This is a genomic window from Lactobacillus delbrueckii subsp. bulgaricus (genome assembly GCF_046938665.1).
GTDB classification, from domain to species: Bacteria; Bacillota; Bacilli; order Lactobacillales; family Lactobacillaceae; genus Lactobacillus; species Lactobacillus delbrueckii_C.
In genome coordinates, this window is sequence record NZ_JBKZCD010000012.1 from 18,927 (window position 1) to 40,172 (window position 21,246).

Consider the following 21,246-nt stretch of genomic DNA (forward strand, 5'->3'; position numbering starts at 1 on the left):
TTTTAGAGACTGCCCGTTTGGTGAAAGAGCAGATGGCTGCTAGCTGTGACCCTTTAGCAGATAATGGTTCGTTTCGTCAGCGTTAATGACAGCAAGCAAAAGGTGGTACCGTGCTGTTTTCAAGCGCCCTTGATTAAATTCAAGGGCGCTTTTTATTATCTTAGTCAAAACAAGGAAACAAAGGTGAAATTATGAGAGTTCAAAGACCAAAAGGTACAGTCGACATTCTCCCGGAAACGTCCGGCCAGTGGGAAAAGGTGGAACAAACCGCCCGTGACCTCTTCAAGCGGGCCAACTACCATGAAATCAGAACGCCAAGTTTTGAAAATTACGAACTCTTTTCCCGGTCATCTGGTGAAACCAGTGATGTGGTTGAAAAGGAAATGTACGATTTTGAAGACAAGGGCGGCCGTCACATCGCCCTCCGGCCAGAAGGCACGGCTGGGGTAGTGCGGGCCTACGTGGAAAACAAGATCTACGGGCCGGACTATGTCAAGCCTTTCAATGTCTACTACATTGCCCCAATGTACCGGTATGAACGTCCGCAAGCCGGCCGGCAAAGAGAATTCCACCAGATCGGGGTGGAAAGCTTTGGTTCAAACGGCTACCTGGCTGATGTGGAAACCATCCTGCTGGGCCATGACCTCCTGGCGGAACTGGGGGTCAAGAACTACGAGCTGCACATCAACACTTTGGGTGACAGCGAAGTCCGCCAGGCCTACCACGATGCCCTGGTAGACTACTTTACTCCGGTTAAGGACCAGCTCTCAGAAGACTCCCAAAGACGGCTGGGCAAGAACCCCCTCCGGATCCTGGACTCCAAGGCCGAAGAAGACCAGCAGTTTTTGCCGGAAGCCCCGAAGATCCGGGACTACCTGGACGATGAATCCAAGGAAAACTTCAACAAGATCCTGGCCAGCCTGGACAAGCTGGGCGTTAAGTACGTCATCGACGACGACCTGGTCCGGGGCCTGGACTACTACACGGGTGTGATCTTTGAATTCATGGTTGACGACCCGACTCTTTGGGCCAGCCCGTCAACTGTCCTGGGCGGGGGCCGCTACAACCACCTGGTTGAAGAATTCTCCGGCCCGGAAACCCCAGCCGTCGGCTTCGGGATCGGGGAAGAAAGACTGATGCTGGTTCTCTCCAAGCAGAATCCGGAAATGTTTGAAGACCAAGGGATCGACTTCTTCATCACCAATATCGGTGAAGGCACGGACATTAAGGCCGTGGAAGTTGCCCGCCAGCTCCGCTCTCTTGGCTTCAGCGCCCAATACGATGTTGACCAGAAGAAGCTCAAGGCCCAGTTCAGAAAGGCTGACCGGGTCGGGGCCCGCTATGTCGTGACTCTGGGGGCCAAGGAACTGGCTGAAGGGAAATTAACTGTCAAGCGTTTGAGCGATGGGCAGCAGTTCAGCCTGGAATTTACTGACTTGGAAGACAAGGCCAACCTGCTTTCCAAGATCGAAAAATAGGAGATTTTTAGCAAAATGATGCAAATGGAAAAAAGAACTGATTATTGTGGCAACATTACCAGCCAGTACCTGGACCAAGATGTCCTTCTTTACGGCTGGGTGCAAAGAGTCCGGAACCTGGGCCAGCTGATCTTTATCGACCTGCGCGACCGGGAAGGGATCGTCCAAGTTGTGGTCAACCATGACTCCGGTCAGGAACTGATGGATGTCGCTTCTTCTCTGGGCCAGGAATACGTGGTCGAAGTCAAGGGGCACGTTAACGAACGTTCCAGCAAGAACCCGGACATGAAGACCGGTGACGTGGAAGTCATTGCCAGCGAAATCACGGTTTTGAACAAGGCTAAGACTCCGCCTTTTGAAATCAAGGATGATCTGGTAGCCAGCGAACAGACCCGGCTGAAGTACCGCTACCTGGACCTGCGCCGGCCAACCCTGCAAAACGCCTTGATCATGCGGGCCCAGATCATGACCGCTACCAATGCTTACCTGTCAGGGGAAGGCTTCATCAACATTGAAACCCCGGACCTGGGCAAGTCAACGCCGGAAGGCGCCCGGGACTACCTGGTTCCTTCCCGGGTTTACCCAGGCTCCTTCTATGCCTTGCCGCAGTCACCGCAAATCTTCAAGCAGCTCTTGATGGGGGCCGGCTTTGACAAGTACTACCAGATCGCCCGCTGCTTCAGAGACGAAGACTTGCGTGGGGACCGGCAGCCGGAATTCACCCAGATCGACCTTGAAACTTCCTTCATGGATGAAGAAGGCGTTCAAGAAGTAACTGAAGGCCTTCTGGCTAAGGTTATGAAGGACGTGAAGGGGATCGACCTCAAGCTGCCTCTTCCGCGGATCACTTGGCAGGAATCCATGGACAAGTACGGCTGCGACAAGCCGGACACCCGGTACGAAATGCTGATCCACGACTTAGGTTCTGTTTTTGCCAAGTCCGGTTTCAAGGTCTTCGCTTCTGCCCTGGAAAACGGCGGCTTTGTCCGCGGGATCGCGGTTAAGGGCGGGGCTAAGTTCTACTCCCGCAAGAAGATCGAAGCCATGCAGGACTACATCAAGCGTTACCACGCCAAGGGCCTGGCCTGGGTCAAGTATGAAGACGGCGACTTCTCCGGTCCTGTTTCCCGCTTCTTAAGCGACGAAGAAAAGGCCGGCCTGGTTCAGGAATTCGGCCTGGAAGGTGGGGAACTCCTCCTCTTCATCGCTGACCAATGGAAGGTCTGCTGTGACTCCCTGGACTACCTGCGCCGGCAAACTGCCAAGGAAACTGGCATCATTCCAAAGGACACTTACAAGTACCTCTGGGTTGTTGACTGGCCGCTTTTTGAATACGACGAAGGTGACGAGCGCTGGATTGCTGCCCACCACCCATTCACCATGCCCGACGCCAAGGGGATTGAACTCTTGGAAACTGACCCACACAAGGCTCACGCCCGCAGCTACGACATCGTTTTGAACGGCTACGAACTGGGCGGCGGCTCAATCCGGATCCACAAGCGGGACATCCAAGAAAAGATGTTTAAGGCTTTAGGCTTTACTAAGGAACGCGCCTACGAACAATTCGGCTTCTTGATGGATGCCCTGGACATGGGCTTCCCGCCGCACGCCGGCCTGGCCATCGGCTTGGACCGCTTCGCTATGCTTTTGGCTGGCAAGGACAACATCCGTGACGTCATTGCCTTCCCGAAGAACGCCAGCGCCAGCGAACCAATGATGCACGCTCCGGCTCCGGTTGCTGACCAGCAATTGACCGACCTGGGCATTGAAGTCGCTGAAGCAGCCAAGGAAGGCGTTGAAAAGTACGAAGCCTCTCTGGAAGCTGAAGCAGCGGAAGATGTTAAGTCTCACGAAGAATAAAGAAAAAGCTGAAAAAGGGTAAAAAAATAGTTCAAGATCATAAACGATCTTGAACTATTTTTGTTTGCCGACTCTTTAATTATCGCTGTCGTTGTTGACAGTTTCTTCTGGCAAGTCCTCAGTCGTGTTGACGTCATCATCAGCCGTGGACTTACTGGTGGTCGTGCTGCTCTTCTTAGGCGTGTAGCTGGAAGAGCCGGTTGAACTGGATGACTTAGTGGAGCTCTTTGAGCTGCTTGGGCTGGAGTAGCTGTAAGTTGAGTTGCTGTAAGCTGATCCCCAAGTAGTGGAGCTTGAGTTGTTTGAGCTCTTAGAAGACTTCTTCTTGCTGGACTTGGCCTGGCTGGAGTAGCTGTAGCTTGAACTTGAGCTTGATGATTCATCGCTTGAAGAGCTTGAAGAATCACTTGAGGAGTCTTCACTCGAAGATGATTGGCTCATGTCTTCTGAAGAGCTGGATGAACTTTCAGACTTCTTTTTGCTCTTCTTGCTCTTAGTCTTTGCCTTGCTTGATGATTCGGACTTTTCGTCTTCCTTGTCGGCCTTGGCCTTTTCCGCCTTGCTGTAGACCTTGTAGGTCTTGCTGCTGCTAGCGGACTGACTGCTCTTGTCAGCCTGACTTTGGTGATAAAAGACAGCTGCCCCGACTAAAGCGAGTTCAGCGGCAAGGATGCCGGCCAGCATTGGTTTGCGCATTGTATTTCCTCCCAACACAATTTGGTCGATTAGACCAGGTTAGTAAATACAGTATACCACGCCTGGCGGCTGTAAGCATAAGAAAGGCTTGTTTTCTAGCAATAAATGCTGATGTTTTCCGCGTTGCCAAGCAATTACCGCTTGAATTATAATGATTTTAAGAAAAAATATTCTCAAATTAAGTCAGATGCCTTGTTTGTCTGACCAATGAAAAATGAAAGGGAGAAAAAGATGAAACGGAAGTATTTGTGGGGCCTGGCCCTGTTTTTGGCCAGCTTTTCGGCTGTTTTTTTACCGGAAAAAGTTTTTGCCGATTATGACCTGACCAAGATGGATGTCACGGCAGTCGTTAATTCTGACGGCTCTTTGTCAATGACCCGGAAGATCGTCTATGACTTCGACGATTCAGCCAATGGGGTTTACTATACCCAGAACTTAGCCAGTGGGCAAAAAGTCAGTGGGCAGAGCGTTGAGGTCAAGGACCTGGCCAGCGGAAAGACCGTCAAGCCGGCCTTAAACAACCAGGCGGATAGCGGCAATGTCTACCACTTCAATAAAGCCGGCAATTCCTACAAGTTCAAGGTTTACCACCATGTTGACGATGGAAAGGTCCAGGTGGTCTACCGCTACAAGATTTCCGGAGCGGTTGACAGCTACGAGGACGCTTCTGAGCTGAACTTCAAGATTGTCGGGGACGGCTGGGATAAAGAAATTTCCAATGTTACAGCGACTGTCCGCTTCCAGGATAAAAAGCTGTCCTTCTTGAAAGGCTGGGCCCATGTCAATGCTAATGGCCATTTGACCGTTGACAAGGAAAAGGGCCTGGTTAAAGCAGAAGTAGCCACTTTGCCAGAGGCGACTTTTCTGGAGTTGCACCTGCTTTTTCCAAACAGTTTAGTCAGCCAGAATAAAAAGCAGCATTCCGGGGAAACCGCGGCTAAAGTCGTGGACCAGGAAAAAGCCCTGGCTAAGGAAACTGCCGCAAAAAAGGCCCGCCACAACGTTTATGAATTGATCGGCCTGGCTCTTTTTGCCTTATCACCGCTCCTTTATCTGCCGGTCTTTATCAAGAGCAGAAAGTCAGGCAGCCCGGTCAAGGCCAAGAAAGAAATTGGCCATAATTTTGAAATTCCCGCCTTCAGCCCAACCACGGCCCAGATCCTGGTGACCAAAAAAGACCCGGACGGCAAGGCTTTGGCCGGAGAAATCGCGCTTAGAGCCGGCCGGGGTGAAATCACCATCCAGGCAGGCAAGAAGGGGAAGAACTTTACTTACGCCAAGACCAGCAAGTACAAGGGCGACCTGCCGCTTTTAAACAAGCTTTTCAAAAAGGTCGGCAATGGGCAAAGTTTTAGCAACAAGGACTTAAAGCAATATGGCGGCAGCAAGGGGATTACTTCCAGTTACGAGAACTGGCAGGAGACCAGCCAAAAGGCTCTAATCAAGGAGGGCTACATTGACCAGAAATTGCAGGACCGGGAGGAACTTTTATCCCTCTATACTCTGGGCTTGATGTTTGTGTCAGTGGCAGCCATCGTCATCTGCTTCTTCCTTTATGACAAATACACCTTCTGGCTCTTTCCGGCCATCCTCTGGGTGCTGGCTGCCTTTGTTTTGGCCTACCTGCGCCTGCGCCGCTTCTCTTCCTTGACGGAAAAGGGGGCCAGGGCGACCGAACAGGCTTTAGGCTTTGAAGCCATGCTAGATGACATCGGCCAGTTCAAGCTGCGTGATATCGGGGAACTGACCCTGTGGGAGCAGGTCATGCCTTATGCCATTGCCTTTGGCCTGGCCAAGAAGGTCCTTAAGCAGCTGAAGCTGGAATTCCCGGAAGAGATCGCGGCCGATCCTTACTGGACCTACTACTATGCCGGTGCCAGCTACGGGGCCTTTGCCTCCAGCTTTGATGAGGCGATTTCTTCTTCTTCAGGTTCGGGCGGCAATTTCTCGGCCTCCAGCGCCTCCAGCGGCGGCTTTGGGGGTGGCAGCGGCGGCGGTGCCTTCTGATTTGTTTTTTTGGTGAAAAAGTTTACAATAAACAAAATAATTTTTCCGGAAATTAATTACTTGGGGAAGGCACTATGGAAGCCAGTTTATGGAACAGATTTAAAAACAACATTCACTTGCGGCGGGCAACGGTCCTGGTCATGATCATTCTGGCCCTGTACTATGTGCGGGCGATGATGAACACGATCCTGCTCACCTTTATCTTCACCTACTTAATCGTTCACCTGGTCAAGTTCGTCCAGGGGAAATTCAAGCATGTTTCTGACAAATTGATTGTCGCTTTGACTTATCTTTTAATCGTCGTCCTGCTTTATTTTGCCTTGCGCTACTATGTCCCGGTTTTAATCAAGCAGGTGACCAAGATGACCAAGTCGGTGATCGATTTTTACCAGACCAATGACGTGGGCTGGCTGATGACCCAGCTGCACAAGTATGTCTCTGAAAAAACGATTTCCAGCCAGGTCAAGAGCAGCTTAACGGCGCTGACGGCGGCCTTGAAGGGTTTCGGGTCAGTCACCATGTCTTTTGTCATGGCCCTGGTCTTGAGCTTCTTTTACACGATTGAGTTAAAAGAAATGCAGACTTTCAGCCAGTCTTTTTTGAAGTCCGGCCTCTTTGGCTGGCTTTTTGCAGACATTGCCTACTTTGGCCGCAAGTTCACCAATACCTTCGGGGTGGTGCTAGAAGCCCAGTTCTTGATTGCCATCTGTAACACGGCTTTGACCATTGTCTGCCTGGCCATCATGAAGATGCCGCAGATTTTTGCCCTGGGCCTTATGGTCTTTATCTGCAGCCTGGTCCCGGTAGCCGGGGTGATCATTTCCCTAATCCCTCTGTCTCTGGTGGCTTACACGGTCGGCGGGATCCAGGACGTGATCTACATTTTGATCATGATCGCTGTCCTGCACACCCTGGAAACCTATATCTTGAACCCGAAATTCATGTCCAGCAAGACGGAATTGCCGATCTTCTACACCTTCGTGGTCCTGCTCTTTGGCGAGCACTTCTTCGGCACCTGGGGCTTGATCGTCAGTGTCCCGATCTTTACTTTCTTCCTAGATATCCTGGGGGTCAAAAACATCAACAGCAAGCAGGAGAAGCTGCAGGAGGCCAGGAAGCGGATAGAGCAAAAGCGGCTGGAAAAATAGCATAAAATTTTTAAAAAATAATAACTTAGTCGACAGACTCGGAGCAAATGTCTCTGGGTCTGTTTCTTTTTGCCAGCAAAAAATAAAAAAGAAAAAGCTATACATGGGCCAGGTACGCAAAAAAATAAAAAGTTTTTTGCTATCTAAAAAGCTTTATGAATACTAGCTTTATAGGGCTTTTGTAGACTATACAATACACGAATAGTATTGACATTTTTTAGGCGAGGACTATACTTTGTACATGTCGATAAAATTATAGTTTTGAACAGGAAAGGGGTTTGCCTTGCCTTACGCCAGAATTGCAAAAAGCAGCCGTTACCTGCCCGAATTCGTGGTCAGCAACGACGACTTAAGCCAGATCATGGAGACCAGTGACGAGTGGATCAAGACCCGGACCGGGATTTCCAGCCGGCGGATCAGTCAACAGGAAAACACCTCGGACCTGGCCAGCCAGGTGGCCAAGCAGCTCCTGGCTGGCGAGGATCCGGCAGAAGTGGACTTGATCATTGTCGCGACCATGTCTCCGGATGCCTACACCCCGGCCACGGCGGCCCTGGTTCAAGCAGCGGTTGGGGCAGAAAACGCGGCCTGCTTTGACCTGTCAGCTGCCTGTTCCGGTTTCGTCCATGCTTTAGACGTGGCGGAAAAAATGCTGCGGCGGCCAGGCGGGATGGCCCTGGTCATCGGGGCGGAAACCCTGTCCAAGCTGGTTGACTGGCAGGACCGGACGACGGCCGTCCTCTTCGGGGATGGCGCCGGCGGAGTCTTGGTCAAAAATGACGCCCTTGAGCCGCATTTCTTGGCTAGCCAGCTGAAAAGCTACGGCCACTTGGCCAAGTACCTGTCAGCTGGCCAGACTAGCCCGCAGCCCTTTCCCGGCCCGGTAACGGGCCTGGCCCCCTTCAAGATGAACGGGCGGGAGGTTTACAAGTTCGCCACCCACAAGGTGCCCGAAGTAATCACCGCCTGTTTAGCAGAAGTAGGCGTGGCTTTAGCGGAAGTCGACCTTTTCCTTTTGCACCAGGCCAACTACCGGATCATCAAGCAGGTAGCCAAAAGGCTGGATCTGCCAGAGGAAAAGTTCCCCTGCAATATTGCCGAATACGGCAATACCTCAGCCGCCAGTGAAGCCATTCTTTTGGCCGAGCTGGCCGAAGAGGGGCAGGTGCAAGCGGGCGACCTGGTCGTCTTGGCCGGCTTTGGCGGGGGCTTAACCGCGGCCGCCCAGCTGGTCAGACTATAAGAATATTGGTGTTTTAGATAAGTTAGATTTGATTTTTACTTTTAGTTTTTATTTTTTTAAAAGGAGCAGACACATGTCAGAAGCAGAAATTTTTGAAACTGTAAAGAAGATTGCCATTGAAGAATTGGATGTTGAAGAAGACCAAGTGACCATGGAAGCCAACATCAAGGATGACTTGGAAGCAGACAGCCTGGACTTGTTTGAAATCGTCAACGAACTGGAAGACGAATACGACATCGAACTGGACGCTGACGAAAACACCAAGACGGTTGCCGACGTGGTAGCTTTGGTGCAAAAGCAGCTGGCGGAAAAGGACTAACAGGACCAGACCATGAAATTCGGAATTCTCTTTGCCGGCCAAGGGGCCCAGCAGGCCGGGATGGGCCTGGATTTTCTAAGTGACCCCTTGTTTAAGGAAACAATTGACCAGGCCAGCCAGGCATGCGGCTTAGACTTGCCGGAAATCTGGAAAAACGACCGCGGCCAGCTGGATGAAACCAAGTATGTGCAGCCGGCTTTGGTGGCCTTTGAATATGGGATCTGGCAAATGCTGAACCGGGACACTGACCTGCCGATTTGCGGCCTGGCCGGCCTCTCCTTAGGCGAATACGGGGCCCTTTTAGCCAGCGGCTGTTTAACCTGGCCAGCCGGCCTGGCCCTGGTCGCCGACCGGGGGGAATACATGCAGCTTGATTCAGAAAAGACGGCCAGCGGGATGCTGGCCTTGACCAAGCCGGATCTTCCGGGCCTGGAAGACTTTTTGCAAGCAAAGCAGGCAGCTGGCCAAGCAGTCTACCTGGCCAACTACAATTCACCTAAGCAGGTCGTTCTTGCCGGAGAAAAGCAGTTTTTGCCAGAACTGAGCCAAGAAATTGCTGACCGCAAGCTGGCCAAAAGAGCAATTCCCTTGGATGTTGCCGGAGCTTTCCACACTTCCCTTTACCAGACAGCCAGCCGGAAAATGGGCCAGCGGCTGAAGGGTGAAACTTTTGCTGCTGGAACTTACCCAGTCATCAGCAATACTACTTGCCAGCCTTTTGCCAAGGAAGATCTGGCCAAAATCCTGGAAGTTCAGCTGATGGTGCCAACTCACTTTGACGCTTGCGTCAAAGGCCTGCTGGACTTAGGCATGACGGCCAGCTTGGAAATCGGCCCAGGCCACGCCCTGTCAGCTTTTGCCAAGCAGGCAGACAAGAGCCTCAAGACCTGGCAGGTCGGGAGTCTGGCTGAATACCAGCAGTTTGTAGAGGAGGAGCAGAATGGATTTACAAAATAAGCGGGTCCTGGTGACCGGGTCAACACAAGGAATCGGGGCAGCAACTGCCTTAGCTTTTGCGCAAAAGGGCTGCCAAGTGCTCTTAAATGGCCGGCGGCCGGAATTGCCGGAGGAAATCGCTGGCCAGCTGGAAGAAATCGGGGCAGACTACCAGTATTTTTCCGCTGACGTCAGTGACGAAGGCGCGGTCAAGCAGCTTTTTAAAGAAATTGGCGAGATTGACATCCTGGTCAACAATGCCGGCATTACCAAAGACCAGATTATGATCGGGATGAAGCTGGCGGACTTTGACCAGGTGATCAAGGTCAACTTGCGGTCAAGCTTTATGCTGACCCAGAAGGCCTTGAAGAAAATGCTGAAAAAGCGGTCCGGAGCCATCATCAATATGGCCAGCATCGTTGGCCTGCATGGCAACGCCGGCCAGGCTAACTACGCGGCTTCAAAAGCCGGCGTAATTGCCTTGACCCAGACCGCGGCTAAGGAAGCGGCCGGGCGCGGCGTCCGCGTGAACGCGATCGCGCCGGGGATGATTGCCAGCCAAATGACTGCTGTCCTGCCAGCTGAGGTCAAAGAGCAGGCACTTAGCCAAATTCCTTTGGCCCGCTTTGGCAAGGCAGAAGAAGTTGCCCAGGCGGCAGTCTTTTTGGCGGAAAACGACTATGTTACCGGCCAGACCCTGGTTGTTGACGGGGGAATGACCATTTAAGGAGAAGATATGCGAGTAGTAGTTACAGGCATGGGGGCAGTCAGCCCGAACGGCAATGGCTGCCAGGCTTTTGTTGAAAATACTTTAAATGGCGTGGTCGGTATCAAGCCGATCAAGAAGTTTGATGCCAGTGAGACCGGTATCAGCGTGGCCGGGGAAATCGATGATTTTGACGTCAGCCAGGTTGTCGGCAAGAAAAACGGCAAGCGGATGGACCTGTATTCCCAATACGCCATCCAGGCCTGCCAGGAAGCTTACGAGATGGCTGGCCTCACTCCGGAAACGGTGAAGCCAGAAGAGCTGGGCGTAATTTTTGGCTCAGGGATCGGGGGCCTGACCACGATTGAAGAGCAGGTCATCAAGATGCATGACAAGGGGCCAAAGCGGATTTCACCTTTCTTTATTCCGATGGCCATTGCCAACATGGCGGCGGGCAATATTTCCATCCGCTTCAATGCCAAAAATATCTCCACTTCCATCGTCACGGCCTGCGCCAGTGGGACCAACTCCATCGGGGAAGCCTACCGGCAGATCAAGGAAGGCCGGGCTGAGGTCATGATCACCGGTGCCAGCGAAGCCAGCGTCAATGAAACGGCCATTTCCGGTTTTGCGGCTCTTACCGCCCTGTCAACCAGCAGTGACCCTTTAGAGGCATCTTTGCCCTTTGACCAAAATCGCCACGGTTTTGTCTTAGGCGAAGGGGCTGGGGCCTTGATTCTGGAAAGTCTGGACCATGCCCAAAAGCGGGGAGCCAAGATTCTGGCTGAAGTAGTCGGCTACGGGGCAACCAGCGATGCCTACCACATCACCAGTCCTGATCCTCAAGGTGAAGGAGCGGCTAGAGCCATGCGGCTGGCGGTTGAAGAAGCTGGCATCAAGCCAGACCAAGTCGGCTATATCAATGCCCATGGGACGGCGACTAAGGCCAATGACAGCGGGGAAGCCAAGGCAATTAAGGAAGTCTTTGGCGACCAGGTCCTGGTTTCCTCAACCAAGGGGATGACCGGCCACCTCTTAGGGGCCGCCGGAGCAGTTGAAGCCGTCATTACCTGCGCCAGCCTGGAAAAAGGCATTTTGCCAGCTAATGTCGGCTGCTTTGCCCAGGATCCGGAATGCCCGGTCAAGCTGGTCAAAAAAGGCGGGCAAGAGCAAGATATTGAGTACGCTTTGAGCAATTCCTTTGGCTTTGGCGGTCACAATGCCGTATTAGCTTTTAGAAAGTGGGCTTGATTTTGGAAATTACAGATGTTGAAAGACTGCTGGACAAGTTTGAAAAGTCCAGCATCCGGGAAATGAAGCTGAATTTGGACGGTTCAGAGCTTTTTCTGAGCAAGAACGAATACACGCAAAAGACAGAGGCAGAAGCAGGCCAAGTTTTACCAGCCCAAAAAGCTGAAAGTCTGCTTTTGCCAAGCGAAAAAGTGGAAGCGCCAGAGATTGTTCAAGCAGAAAAAGCTGCATCCGGTCATGCTGTCAAGTCGCCCCTGGTGGGGACGATTTACTTGCAGCCGGCTCCGGACAAGCCAGCTTTTGTGCAGGCCGGCGACCAGGTCAAAGCCGGGCAGACCGTCTGCATCGTGGAAGCCATGAAGATGATGACGGAGATCAAGAGTGATGTCACCGGCACCGTCAAGGAGGTCTGCGTGGAAAACGAAGACCTGGTCGAATGTGAGCAAACGCTCTTTTTGATTGAGGAGGCCTAGCATGACTGTATTGGATTCCAGCCAAATACAAGAAATTATTCCCCACCGCTATCCCATGCTTTTGATTGACAAGGTCATCGACCTGGTTCCCGGCGAAAGCGCCGTGGCCATCCGCAACGTGACCAATAATGAGGCGGTTTTCCAGGGACATTTCCCGGGAAATCCTGTCCTGCCCGGGGTCTTGCTCGTGGAATCCCTGGCCCAAACCGGAGCCGTGGCCCTGTTAAGCGCCGACTGCTTCAAGGGGCAGACGGTCTATTTTGGCGGTATCAAAAACGCTAAGTTCCGCCAGATGGTCAAGCCCGGCGACCAGGTCAAGCTGGAAGTGACTTTGGAAAAGGTCAAGGGCCATATCGGCCTGGGGCAGGGAATTGCCTGGGTCGACGGGAAGAAGGCCTGTACGGCGGAATTGACCTTCATGATTTCAGGTGAGAAAAATGTTTGACAAAGTTTTAGTTGCCAACCGGGGCGAAGCCGCGGTCCGGATCATCCGGACCCTTAAGGAAATGGGCATCAAGTCCGTCGCTATCTACTCAGTAGCTGACCGGGACAGCCTCCACGTCCAGCTGGCCGATGAAGCGGTCTGCGTGGGGGGAAGCCGCCCCAGCGACTCCTACTTGAACATTAAAAATATTATCTCAGCGGCCACCGGGACCGGGGCCCAGGCCATCCACCCGGGCTATGGCTTTTTGTCAGAAAGCGCGGAATTTGCCAGCCTTTGCGCGGCCTGCGGTTTGACCTTTATCGGGCCAAAGGCGGAAACCATTGACCAGATGGGCAATAAGGAACATGCCCGTCAGCTGATGATCAAGCATAAGGTGCCGGTTACCCCGGGCAGTAAGGACTTTATCAAGTCACCGGAAGAGGCAAAAAAGGTTGCTGCTGAAGTCGGCTATCCAGTCTTATTGAAGGCCGCGGCCGGCGGGGGCGGCAAGGGGATCCGGCAGGTTAAAGAGCCTGGTGAAATGGCAGATGCTTTTAGCCTGGCCCAAAATGAAGCCCGGCTGGATTTTGGCAATGACCAGATGTATCTGGAAAAGGTCTTGACCAATGTCAAGCACATCGAAGTCCAGGTCATCCGGGACCGCTTTGGCAATTGCGTCTACTTCCCGGAAAGAGACTGCAGCCTGCAGCGGCGCAAGCAGAAGGTCATTGAGGAGAGCCCTTGTGAGCTGATCAGTGAAAGCGAGCGGGAAAAACTGGGCCAGATTGCTGTCCGGGCTGCCGAAGCCGCTGACTATCTGAATACGGGGACGATTGAATTTTTGATGGACCAGGACCATAATTTCTACTTTATGGAAATGAACACCCGCCTGCAGGTAGAACACACAGTGACGGAAATGGTTACCGGCGTTGACCTGGTCAAGGCCCAGATCCTGGTCGCGGCCGGGGAAAAGCTGCCTTTTAAGCAGGCCGACTTAGCCTTTAAGGGCCACGCTATTGAATGCCGGATCAATGCGGAAGATTGCAGCCGGGACTTCATGCCGTCAACCGGCCAGGTTGACTACCTCTTTTTGCCAGTCGGCAACCCGGGCATGCGGATTGATTCCGCCCTTTACCAGGGCATGGTGGTTTCGCCATTTTACGATTCCATGCTGGCTAAAATCATCGCCTTGGGCAGCAGCCGGCAAGAAGCAGTCGCCCGGATGCAGCGGCTTTTAAAGGAGCTGGTGATTCGGGGGGTCAAGACCAACCAGGACTTCCACCTGGCCATTCTGGCTGATCCGGAATTTAAGCAGGGGACTTTCACCAATACTTATTTAGAGAGGGAATTTTTGCCCCGCTGGAAGGAGCAGGTAGACAAGCATGAGGCTGTTTAAAAAAAGAAACACGATCTCTGAGCGGCATGTCAAGGCTAATAAAAGGGCAGAAGACCTGGTGCCGAGTGGTTTGATGCAGCGATGTCCGAATTGCGGGCTGGAATTTTTCGCCAGCCGCCTGGACAAGTACAAGACCTGCCCGGACTGCGATTACGGCTTCCGCTTGACCGCCAGGGAACGCCTGGCCTGGCTCTGCGAGGAAAGCGAGGAGTGGTTTAAGGATATTCAGCCCAGCGATCCCCTCCATTTTCCCAATTATGAGGCGAAAGTTGCCACTGGAAAGAAAAAGACCGGCTTAAATGAAGCGGTTTGGACCGGCCTGGCCAAAATTGGCGGGCAAGAGACAGCCCTGGCCATCATGGATCCTTTTTTTATCATGGGTTCTTTAGGCCAGATGACCGGGGAAAAGCTGACCCGGCTCATTGAAGCAGCTACTGAAAAGCGGCTGCCGGTCGTGGTCTTTACGGCCAGCGGCGGGGCCCGGATGCAGGAAGGGATCTACTCTTTGATGCAGATGGCTAAAGTGGTCAACGCGGTTAACCGGCACAAGGCGGCGGGCCTTTTATACCTGGTCGTTTTGACCGACCCGACTACCGGCGGGGTGACGGCCAGCTTTGCCAGTGAAGGCGACATTACCTTGGCTGAAGCTCACGCCATGGTGGCCTTTGCCGGCCGCCGGGTGATTGAGCAGACCATCCATGAGCAGCTGCCAAAAGATGCCCAGCGGGCAGAAACGGTCTTAAAGCATGGCTTTATCGACCGGATCGTTTTGCGGCAGGAGGAAAAAGAGGCCCTGGCCTGGCTGTTAAAGTATGGAGGGATGCAGGATGACTGATGCTATGGAAACGGTCCGGGCCGCCCGGGCCAGTGACAAATTGTCGGCTCACTATCTGCGGGCGCACTTGTTCAGTGACTTTGTGGAGCTGCATGGGGACCGGCAGGGGGCGGATGACCCGGCCATCGTTGGGGGGATCGGCCTGTTTGCCGGTCAGCCAGTGACCGTGATCACCACCAGCCGGGGACATAAGCTGGAAGAGCGCCTGGCCAAGCACTTTGGCCAGGCGGAACCAGCCGGCTACCGGAAGGCGGCCCGCTTGGTCAAAGACGCGGCCCGCTTTAAGCGGCCGGTTCTCCTTTTTATCGATACGGCCGGGGCCTTTCCCGGCAAAGAGGCTGAATATGCCGGCCAGGGGCAGGTGATTGCCCAGTGCTTGACGGATATTGGCCAGGCCGAAACGCCAATTATCAGCGTGATTTTCGGTGAAGGCGGCTCTGGCGGGGCCCTGGCTTTGGCTTGCGGGGATGAGGTCTGGATGATGGAAAACTCCATGTATTCAGTCCTGTCTCCGGAAGGCTTTGCTTCCATCCTGTGGAAGGACGCAGGCCGGGCGGCTGAAGCAGCAGAGCTTTTGGGCCTGACGCCGGAATCCCTGCTTAAGGGGCAGGTAATCGAAGGCGTGATCAAGCAAGAAGGCAGCAAGGCAGCCCAATGCCGGGAAATTGCCCGGGTCTTGGAAGAAGAATTAGCAAAATTGCAAAAGCTGCCGGTCAGCAGTCTGCTTAACCGGCGCTATGAACGTTTCAGAAAGTTTTAGGTGAAGAAGATGGCAGGAATTTTAGCTGGAAAAAAGTTTTTGGTAATGGGCGTGGCCAACAAGCGGTCCATTGCCTGGGGCTGCGCTGAGCAAATCAAGGCCCAGGGCGGGGAAGTGGTCTACAGTTACCAAAATGACCGCCTGGAAAAGAGCCTGCTCAAGCTGGGTCTGGCAGAAGAAGAAATGGTTGAATGTGATGTGGCCAGCGATGAGAGCATTGACGCGGCTTTTGACCAAGTGAAGGAAAAGTTCGGCCAGATCGACGGCCTGGTTCACGCGGTAGCTTTTGCCCCGAAAAATGAGCTGGAAGGGTCCATCCTCAATTCCAGCCGGGAAGGCTACCTGACTGCCCAAAATATTTCCAGCTACTCCTTGATCGCCGTGGCTAAGGCTGCCCAGGAAAAGGAACTTTTGGCTCCTAAGGCCTCAATTGTTACCTTGACTTTTATCGGGTCGGAAAGAGCCATCACCAATTACAACACCATGGGGATTGCCAAGGCAGCTTTGGAAAGTTCCGTCCGTTACCTGGCCCGGGATCTGGGCAAGACTGGCAGCCGGGTTAACGCGATTTCTGCCGGAGCCATGAAGACATTGGCCGTGACAGGGATTGGCGGGCACAAGGATCTCTTGGAGCAGTCCCGGTCCTTGACGGTTGATGGGGTCAATGTCAGCCTGGAAGAACTGGGTAACTGCTGCGCCTTCCTGCTCAGTGACCTGTCAACTGGCCTAACTGGCGACATCATCTACGTTGACAAGGGCGTTCACCTCTCCTAGGAGGCCGCGATGGAGATTTACTGCTACCCGGTCCTGCCTTCAACGCAAGACTTGGCTAAAGAGCTGCTGAAAAAGAAAAAGCCGCCTTTTGCCGTTACTGCTTTAGAGCAGACGCAGGGCTACGGCAAGCAGGGGCGGCCCTTTTATTCACCGAAAAATGGCCTTTACCTGTCAGTTTGCCTGGAAAAGCAAGAGAATCCCTTGCTGACTCTGGTGGTTGGGACGGCGGTAGCTGACTTTCTGCGGGCCAGGTACGGCTTAGAAATTGGCCTCAAGTGGCCCAATGATCTTTTTTATCAAGGGAAAAAAGTTGCCGGCATCTTGACTGAGCAGGTGGCAGGCGGGATAGTCGTTGGCCTGGGCCTCAACTTGGGCGCGAAACTTCCGGCCAGCCTGCCCCAAGCAACCCGCTTGCTGGAAGCGGGGGATTTTGATCCGCTTTTGGCAGATGATTTGGCCTGTGTGATCTGCCGGGCTGCCAGCTGGCAGGATTGCCTGCCCCGCTACCGGGAATTGAGCATCTTGACTGGCAGGAGGGTTACTTTGAAAATTGCTGGGCGGACCATCTCCGGCACTTGCGCCGGCTTTGATGACCAGGGCCGGCTTTTGCTGGAAAAAGGCGGGAAGATCAGGGCCTGGTCCAGCGGGGAAGTAATTAAGACAAGTTTTTTGTAAAAAGCCCTTCCCTTTTCCGAAAACTTTTGCTATTATAAATATTGTCATCGGAAAGCCCACTTGGCGGAATTGGCAGACGCGCAGCGTTCAGGTCGCTGTTCTGGCAACAGAGTGAAGGTTCGACTCCTTTAGTGGGCATGACTTAAGCAAGCAGAAATGCTTGCTTTTTTGTTTTATTTTTTATTTTCTATCTCCAGCTTATTTCTTAGGTCAAAAAAGAGCTCCCGGAATCCGGGAGCTCTTTTGCTTTAGTTAAAGTTCTGGGCTTTTTTGGCGACCAGCTTGTTCTTCTGGAAGGTAACGTAGAAGTTGGCCTGGCCGTCGCTCTTCAGGCCGCTGGTGTAGAGCCAGAGGACCACGTCAGAATTAGAATAGTCAGATTCTGAGTAGCCGTTAGGCTTGCCGACAATGGCTTCGACTTCCTCTTGGGTCATCCCCTTTTTGAGGGACTTGTAGTCTTTGGGTGTAATTTGCTTGGACCGGTTGACGACCAGGCCGGAAATTTGCTTGGCGATAGCCACCCCGTTGGCGAATTCAACGGCCAGGTTGGAGCCGGCACTGCCGTTTTGGACCCCTTCCCAAGTGTAGATGGTGGCTTTGAGCTTGCTGGTTTTGGCCTTGCTCTTGGCGTCAGCCTCCCGGCCCAGGAGGTCAGTTACCTGGCTGGGAGTAGACCCGGTCTTTTCAACGACCTTGATCTTCTTGTAATTAGTGAGATTGATCTTGTTGCTGGTCTGCTTGACGACATTGGAGCTGGAAATTGAGCTCGCGGCCTTCTTAGCGCTTTCGCTGTCAGTCGTGGTCTTTTTGCTGGAGCAGGCAGTCAGAGCCAGGGCCGCAAAAGCAATCAAGAGAACTTTCTTTTTCATGACATCCTCCATTTTTTTGTTCTAGAATTTTCATCCCTTTTATTTTAGGCATTAAGAGCGGTCTTGTCCACGCCGGCAAGTAATTCTTAAAAGACCTTTTTGATAACTCGAAGGAAATAAATATATTTTGAATGAAAATGACGTTTTGCCTGTTAGCGCTTTGTCAATGATCCGAGCTGGATTAAAATAAAGTTAGATAAGTGCAAATTACTTATAAAATGACGCAATTGCAATTTTTTCAAAAAATAAAAGGGGAGATTGAAAAATGCGCAAAGAAGAAAGAAAAAGGAAAAAGCTGGACAAGACCGGCTGGGGGATCGTGACTGTCGTCATTGCCCTTGCCTTGCTTTCAGCCGGCTGGCTGACCTACCGGGCAGTGCAAGTAGCCCGCCTTAGCCGGCAGGTTGACGTAAAAGTTGATGGCACAAAAGAATTGAAAAGCGGGAAGGCTTCCACCAAGCTGCTGGCCAAATATGCCGCGGCTGAGCCAGCTGACCTCCTGACCAGCCAAAAGGGGGCGAAGCAAAGGTCAGTGGCTTTAGTCTTCGCCGGTTTAACCGACAGCCAGGAAAGCAATGAAAAGATTCTAGGCTACCTCAAAAAAGCTGGCCTTACCGCATCTTTCGCCCTGCCAGCCGCCCGGGCCCGGGAAAACGACGTGCTGATCAAAGACCTGGTGAAAAGCCGCCAGCAGCTGATTGGAAGCGGCATCTTGGGAACAGAAGGCAGCCAGGCGGCGGAAGACTTACTGCCTAAGCTGCAATTGGCCAAAAAGAGCCTGGAAGCTGAAAGCCGGCAGGAGGTCAAGCTGCTTTATCTGCCTGGCAAGGCCGACTACCTGGCTAAAACGGCCGCGGCTTGCGGCTATGAAGGCCTGGTCTGCCCAGAAAATGCGGATGTGCTTGACCGGCAGACTTTTACCAAAGCCAGCGATGTTAAAAACTATGTCCAGCAACTGTCCGGCCAGCGGATCATTGTGGTCAACCTGGCCGGCTTAAAGGAGCCCGTTCACCAGGAGCCAGCCGTCAAGGTGGCTAAACCGGCCTTGGACAAGCAGGCCCAGCTGGCTGACCAGCAGAAAAAAGCCAAGAAGGAGTTGGAAATTGTCCAGGTCGTCCGCCTGCTTTTGCAAGATTTGCAAGCAGAAAAAATTCCCTGCCAGCCTTTAAGCAAGCTCAAGCCGGTAAAGTCCGCCAGCTATATCAAGGAGCAACTGGCCGATGATGACCAGCAGGCCACGCTTTACCGCTATTCTTTGACCAACAAGCAGGAAGCAGCCTTGGTGATTGGTCCGCTGCATGAGGAGAGCAGCTACCGGAAGTTTAAAAAAGAATTGCTTAAAGTAGGAATTCCAGCAACTTTTTTAAGCGATGAAAAAACGCCGGATGCATTGATTAAGCAGATCAAGGAAGACGGCTATGACCTGCAGCTGTCCAGCCAGACCGCTTTAAAAAGCAATTGGACAGCCTACCAGACCTTGAAAAAGGGGCAAGAGCGGCTTACGAAAATTACTAAACCCGCTGCTTATGTCTTGAAAAAGAGTGACCAGACCAGCGCCGTCAGACGGGCCTGCTGGCAGACGGACTTGGCCCCGGTTGCTGAAAATTCAGCTAAAGAACTAAAGCCTGGCCGCTTTGTCTTCTTCAAGGCTGGCGAAGCCGGCAAAATGGCGGCTTTTGCCAAGAAAGGCAAAAAGGCCGGCTACTCTTTCACGACCCTGGCTAGCTTAGTCAAAAATCCGGCCATCAAGGCCCTCAGCAAGCAAGAGATAGCCAAAATGCGCAAGGATAACCAGGGGCAAAAAGAGCCGGCGCTTACGCAAGTTTTGACAACAGAACCAGCCCTGTCCCTGCTCTTGACCAATCTCAGCCACTCAGCGGTTGACCTGGAAGTGGGGCAGATCGTCAAGGACCGGGATGGGGCCGCGACCTTTGCGGCTTCTTTTGGCGAACTCCAAGCAGAAGGCTTGACCATTGAAAGGCTCTTAAAAGAAGGTCATGAACTGGCCTTGGTCTACCAAGAGAGCAAGGCTTTTCCAGCTACTTTCAAAGGCAGTAGCCAGTACTTGCACAACTGCCTGGAATACTGCCAGTGGCGCTTTAATTACCAGCCAAAATTAGTAGTGGTTTCTGGCAAAATGCCCAAGGCCGGAGTCTTAGAAGCTGTCAAGGCGGCAGGCTTGACGGCTATTGCCCCTAAACAGGCTTTGATCAAGGCCAAAAGCCAGGCCAGCACTTTTTCCAGCCTGGCTAAAAACCGCCAGGCCGTCTCCAGACTCCGCTTCAGCCGGGGAGCAATTGAAGGAATTAACCTGGGCTACTATGAGGCGGACCAGGTCCGGCAAAAAGGGGAGAAAACCGTCATGGGACAGATGGTGCAAGACCTGCTTAAAGACAAGCTGGATGCTATTGCCTATCATCCCCGGGGGAAAAAGATAGAAGCTGCAAGTTGCTACAAATTGAAAACGGTCAGCCAGCTTAAGTCTTCGAAAGCCTGCTATAGCTTTAACAAACAAAAGAGCAAGCTGGTAGACGCCAGCAAGCGGAACTTGACCAAGCTCAAGCCCTACTGGCGGGAGTTTGCTTATATGGAGCAGCACTATGTTGGCAGCAATTTCGTCACTTCCCCGGTCAAGATGCCGGGCTTTGACTACTGGGAAACTAACCGCCTAGACCAAGTTGGCCGCTTGACTAACGACCGCGTCCTCTTTTTGACTTTTGACGACTGGGGCAGCGATGAATCCATTAATAAGCTCCTGTATGTCTTGAAAAAGCACCACGTCAAGGCAACTTTCTTCGTCTTGACCGAAAACGTGGACAAAAATCCCAACCTGCTGCGGGCAATCGCGGCTGATGGTCATGAAATCGCCAGCCACTCTAACTCTCACGTGCCTCTGGCGACCAGGAAAAAGGGTGCCTATCATAATTTGACGGCCAAGGAGACCGCGGCCATGCGGAAAGACCTGGCTAAGTCTTACCAGAAGCTGAATAAGTATGTCGGTGATGTCCAAGTTGGCGGGAAAAAGGCCCTCTCTCTGGATTTCCGGCCGCCGACTTTGGAAGTTTCCAAAAAGGGCCTGGAGGCAGCCTTTGATGTGGGCTTTCAGTACGCGGTATCTGGCGACGTTTCAACCAATGACTATGAACAGACCAGCTTCCAGAAGTACTTGCATGATCTGAAATACGGGTCGAGCAAGGATGACAATGACTACAAGGTCACAAACGGCAGCGTGATTGTCATGCACATGCTGGAAAACGCCAAGTATACCGCCCAGGTTTTGGACATTATGATTCCTGTTTGGAAAAAAGCGGGCTACAGCTTTGCCCGGGTTGACCAGTATACGGCGGCTTATTCCCGGCAAAGAGCAAAAGCAAGCAATTAAAAAGAGATAAAAGA

At 52.6% G+C, this 21,246-nt stretch carries 19 protein-coding genes and 1 tRNA gene; 18 read left to right on the plus strand and 2 right to left on the minus strand.

Going from position 1 to position 21,246, the window contains the following annotated elements; genetic code table 11:
* Positions 1 to 191 precede the first annotated feature (191 nt).
* Both hisS and aspS read left to right on the plus strand, forming a co-directional pair.
* Complete coding sequence (gene hisS / locus ACLUXO_RS06470) at positions 192 to 1,478, plus strand: histidine--tRNA ligase (RefSeq protein WP_412136826.1); 1,287 nt, start codon at positions 192 to 194, stop codon at positions 1,476 to 1,478.
* Between the two features lie 15 nt (positions 1,479 to 1,493).
* Positions 1,494 to 3,338 carry an aspartate--tRNA ligase gene (aspS, locus tag ACLUXO_RS06475; protein ID WP_412136827.1) on the plus strand — a complete coding sequence of 615 codons (1,845 nt, stop codon included), beginning with the start codon at positions 1,494 to 1,496 and terminating at the stop codon, positions 3,336 to 3,338.
* A gap of 75 nt (positions 3,339 to 3,413) precedes the next feature.
* Here the strand turns inward: aspS and ACLUXO_RS06480 are convergent, their stop codons facing one another.
* Positions 3,414 to 4,034 carry a hypothetical protein gene (locus ACLUXO_RS06480; RefSeq protein ID WP_412136828.1) on the minus strand — a complete coding sequence of 207 codons (621 nt, stop codon included), beginning with the start codon at positions 4,032 to 4,034 and terminating at the stop codon, positions 3,414 to 3,416.
* A gap of 231 nt (positions 4,035 to 4,265) precedes the next feature.
* Between ACLUXO_RS06480 and ACLUXO_RS06485 the strand changes: the two genes are divergently transcribed.
* The 15 genes from ACLUXO_RS06485 to ACLUXO_RS06555 all read left to right on the plus strand — a co-directional run bounded on the left by ACLUXO_RS06485 (position 4,266) and on the right by ACLUXO_RS06555 (position 17,119).
* Positions 4,266 to 6,041 (plus strand): DUF2207 family protein, encoded by a 1,776-nt coding sequence (locus tag ACLUXO_RS06485; protein ID WP_412136829.1) that lies wholly within the window; start codon positions 4,266 to 4,268, stop codon positions 6,039 to 6,041.
* Positions 6,042 to 6,115: 74 nt separating this feature from the next.
* Positions 6,116 to 7,189: an AI-2E family transporter gene (locus ACLUXO_RS06490; RefSeq protein ID WP_412136830.1), complete on the plus strand. Its 1,074-nt coding sequence runs from the start codon at positions 6,116 to 6,118 to the stop codon at positions 7,187 to 7,189.
* 283 nt (positions 7,190 to 7,472) lie between these two features.
* Complete coding sequence (locus ACLUXO_RS06495; RefSeq protein WP_412136831.1) at positions 7,473 to 8,432, plus strand: beta-ketoacyl-ACP synthase III; 960 nt, start codon at positions 7,473 to 7,475, stop codon at positions 8,430 to 8,432.
* A gap of 73 nt (positions 8,433 to 8,505) precedes the next feature.
* Positions 8,506 to 8,751: an acyl carrier protein gene (locus ACLUXO_RS06500; protein WP_412136832.1), complete on the plus strand. Its 246-nt coding sequence runs from the start codon at positions 8,506 to 8,508 to the stop codon at positions 8,749 to 8,751.
* Between the two features lie 12 nt (positions 8,752 to 8,763).
* A complete protein-coding gene (locus ACLUXO_RS06505; protein WP_412136833.1) occupies positions 8,764 to 9,708 on the plus strand; it encodes an ACP S-malonyltransferase in 945 nt (314 codons plus the stop codon).
* Positions 9,692 to 10,414 carry a 3-oxoacyl-ACP reductase family protein gene (locus ACLUXO_RS06510; protein WP_412136834.1) on the plus strand — a complete coding sequence of 241 codons (723 nt, stop codon included), beginning with the start codon at positions 9,692 to 9,694 and terminating at the stop codon, positions 10,412 to 10,414. The genes ACLUXO_RS06505 and ACLUXO_RS06510 overlap by 17 nt, the downstream gene beginning before the upstream one ends.
* Positions 10,415 to 10,423: 9 nt before the next feature.
* On the plus strand, positions 10,424 to 11,644 hold the full coding sequence (fabF, locus tag ACLUXO_RS06515) for a beta-ketoacyl-ACP synthase II (protein ID WP_412136835.1): 1,221 nt from the start codon (positions 10,424 to 10,426) through the stop codon (positions 11,642 to 11,644).
* 2 nt (positions 11,645 to 11,646) lie between these two features.
* Positions 11,647 to 12,117 (plus strand): acetyl-CoA carboxylase biotin carboxyl carrier protein, encoded by a 471-nt coding sequence (gene accB, locus ACLUXO_RS06520; RefSeq protein ID WP_412136836.1) that lies wholly within the window; start codon positions 11,647 to 11,649, stop codon positions 12,115 to 12,117.
* 1 nt (position 12,118) lies between these two features.
* The gene (fabZ, locus tag ACLUXO_RS06525) at positions 12,119 to 12,562 is read left to right on the plus strand and encodes a 3-hydroxyacyl-ACP dehydratase FabZ (RefSeq protein ID WP_412136837.1); all 444 of its coding nucleotides are present in this window, start codon (positions 12,119 to 12,121) and stop codon (positions 12,560 to 12,562) included.
* Complete coding sequence (gene accC / locus ACLUXO_RS06530; protein WP_412136838.1) at positions 12,555 to 13,937, plus strand: acetyl-CoA carboxylase biotin carboxylase subunit; 1,383 nt, start codon at positions 12,555 to 12,557, stop codon at positions 13,935 to 13,937. Before fabZ ends, accC begins: the two co-directional genes overlap by 8 nt.
* The gene (locus tag ACLUXO_RS06535) at positions 13,924 to 14,772 is read left to right on the plus strand and encodes an acetyl-CoA carboxylase carboxyltransferase subunit beta (protein WP_412136839.1); all 849 of its coding nucleotides are present in this window, start codon (positions 13,924 to 13,926) and stop codon (positions 14,770 to 14,772) included. The genes accC and ACLUXO_RS06535 overlap by 14 nt, the downstream gene beginning before the upstream one ends.
* A complete protein-coding gene (gene accA / locus ACLUXO_RS06540; protein WP_412136840.1) occupies positions 14,765 to 15,532 on the plus strand; it encodes a carboxyltransferase subunit alpha in 768 nt (255 codons plus the stop codon). Before ACLUXO_RS06535 ends, accA begins: the two co-directional genes overlap by 8 nt.
* 9 nt (positions 15,533 to 15,541) lie before the next feature.
* Complete coding sequence (gene fabI, locus ACLUXO_RS06545) at positions 15,542 to 16,306, plus strand: enoyl-ACP reductase FabI (protein ID WP_412136841.1); 765 nt, start codon at positions 15,542 to 15,544, stop codon at positions 16,304 to 16,306.
* A 9-nt stretch (positions 16,307 to 16,315) separates the two neighbouring features.
* Positions 16,316 to 16,981 carry a biotin--[acetyl-CoA-carboxylase] ligase gene (locus ACLUXO_RS06550; RefSeq protein ID WP_412136842.1) on the plus strand — a complete coding sequence of 222 codons (666 nt, stop codon included), beginning with the start codon at positions 16,316 to 16,318 and terminating at the stop codon, positions 16,979 to 16,981.
* A gap of 54 nt (positions 16,982 to 17,035) precedes the next feature.
* A tRNA-Leu gene (locus ACLUXO_RS06555) sits at positions 17,036 to 17,119 on the plus strand.
* Between the two features lie 110 nt (positions 17,120 to 17,229).
* Here ACLUXO_RS06555 and ACLUXO_RS06560 read toward each other — a convergent pair.
* On the minus strand, positions 17,230 to 17,850 hold the full coding sequence (locus ACLUXO_RS06560; protein ID WP_412136843.1) for a DUF3862 domain-containing protein: 621 nt from the start codon (positions 17,848 to 17,850) through the stop codon (positions 17,230 to 17,232).
* A 265-nt stretch (positions 17,851 to 18,115) separates the two neighbouring features.
* Here ACLUXO_RS06560 and ACLUXO_RS06565 point away from each other — a divergent pair, with 265 nt between their 5' ends.
* Positions 18,116 to 21,232 (plus strand): polysaccharide deacetylase family protein, encoded by a 3,117-nt coding sequence (locus ACLUXO_RS06565; RefSeq protein ID WP_412136844.1) that lies wholly within the window; start codon positions 18,116 to 18,118, stop codon positions 21,230 to 21,232.
* Positions 21,233 to 21,246 lie beyond the last annotated feature (14 nt).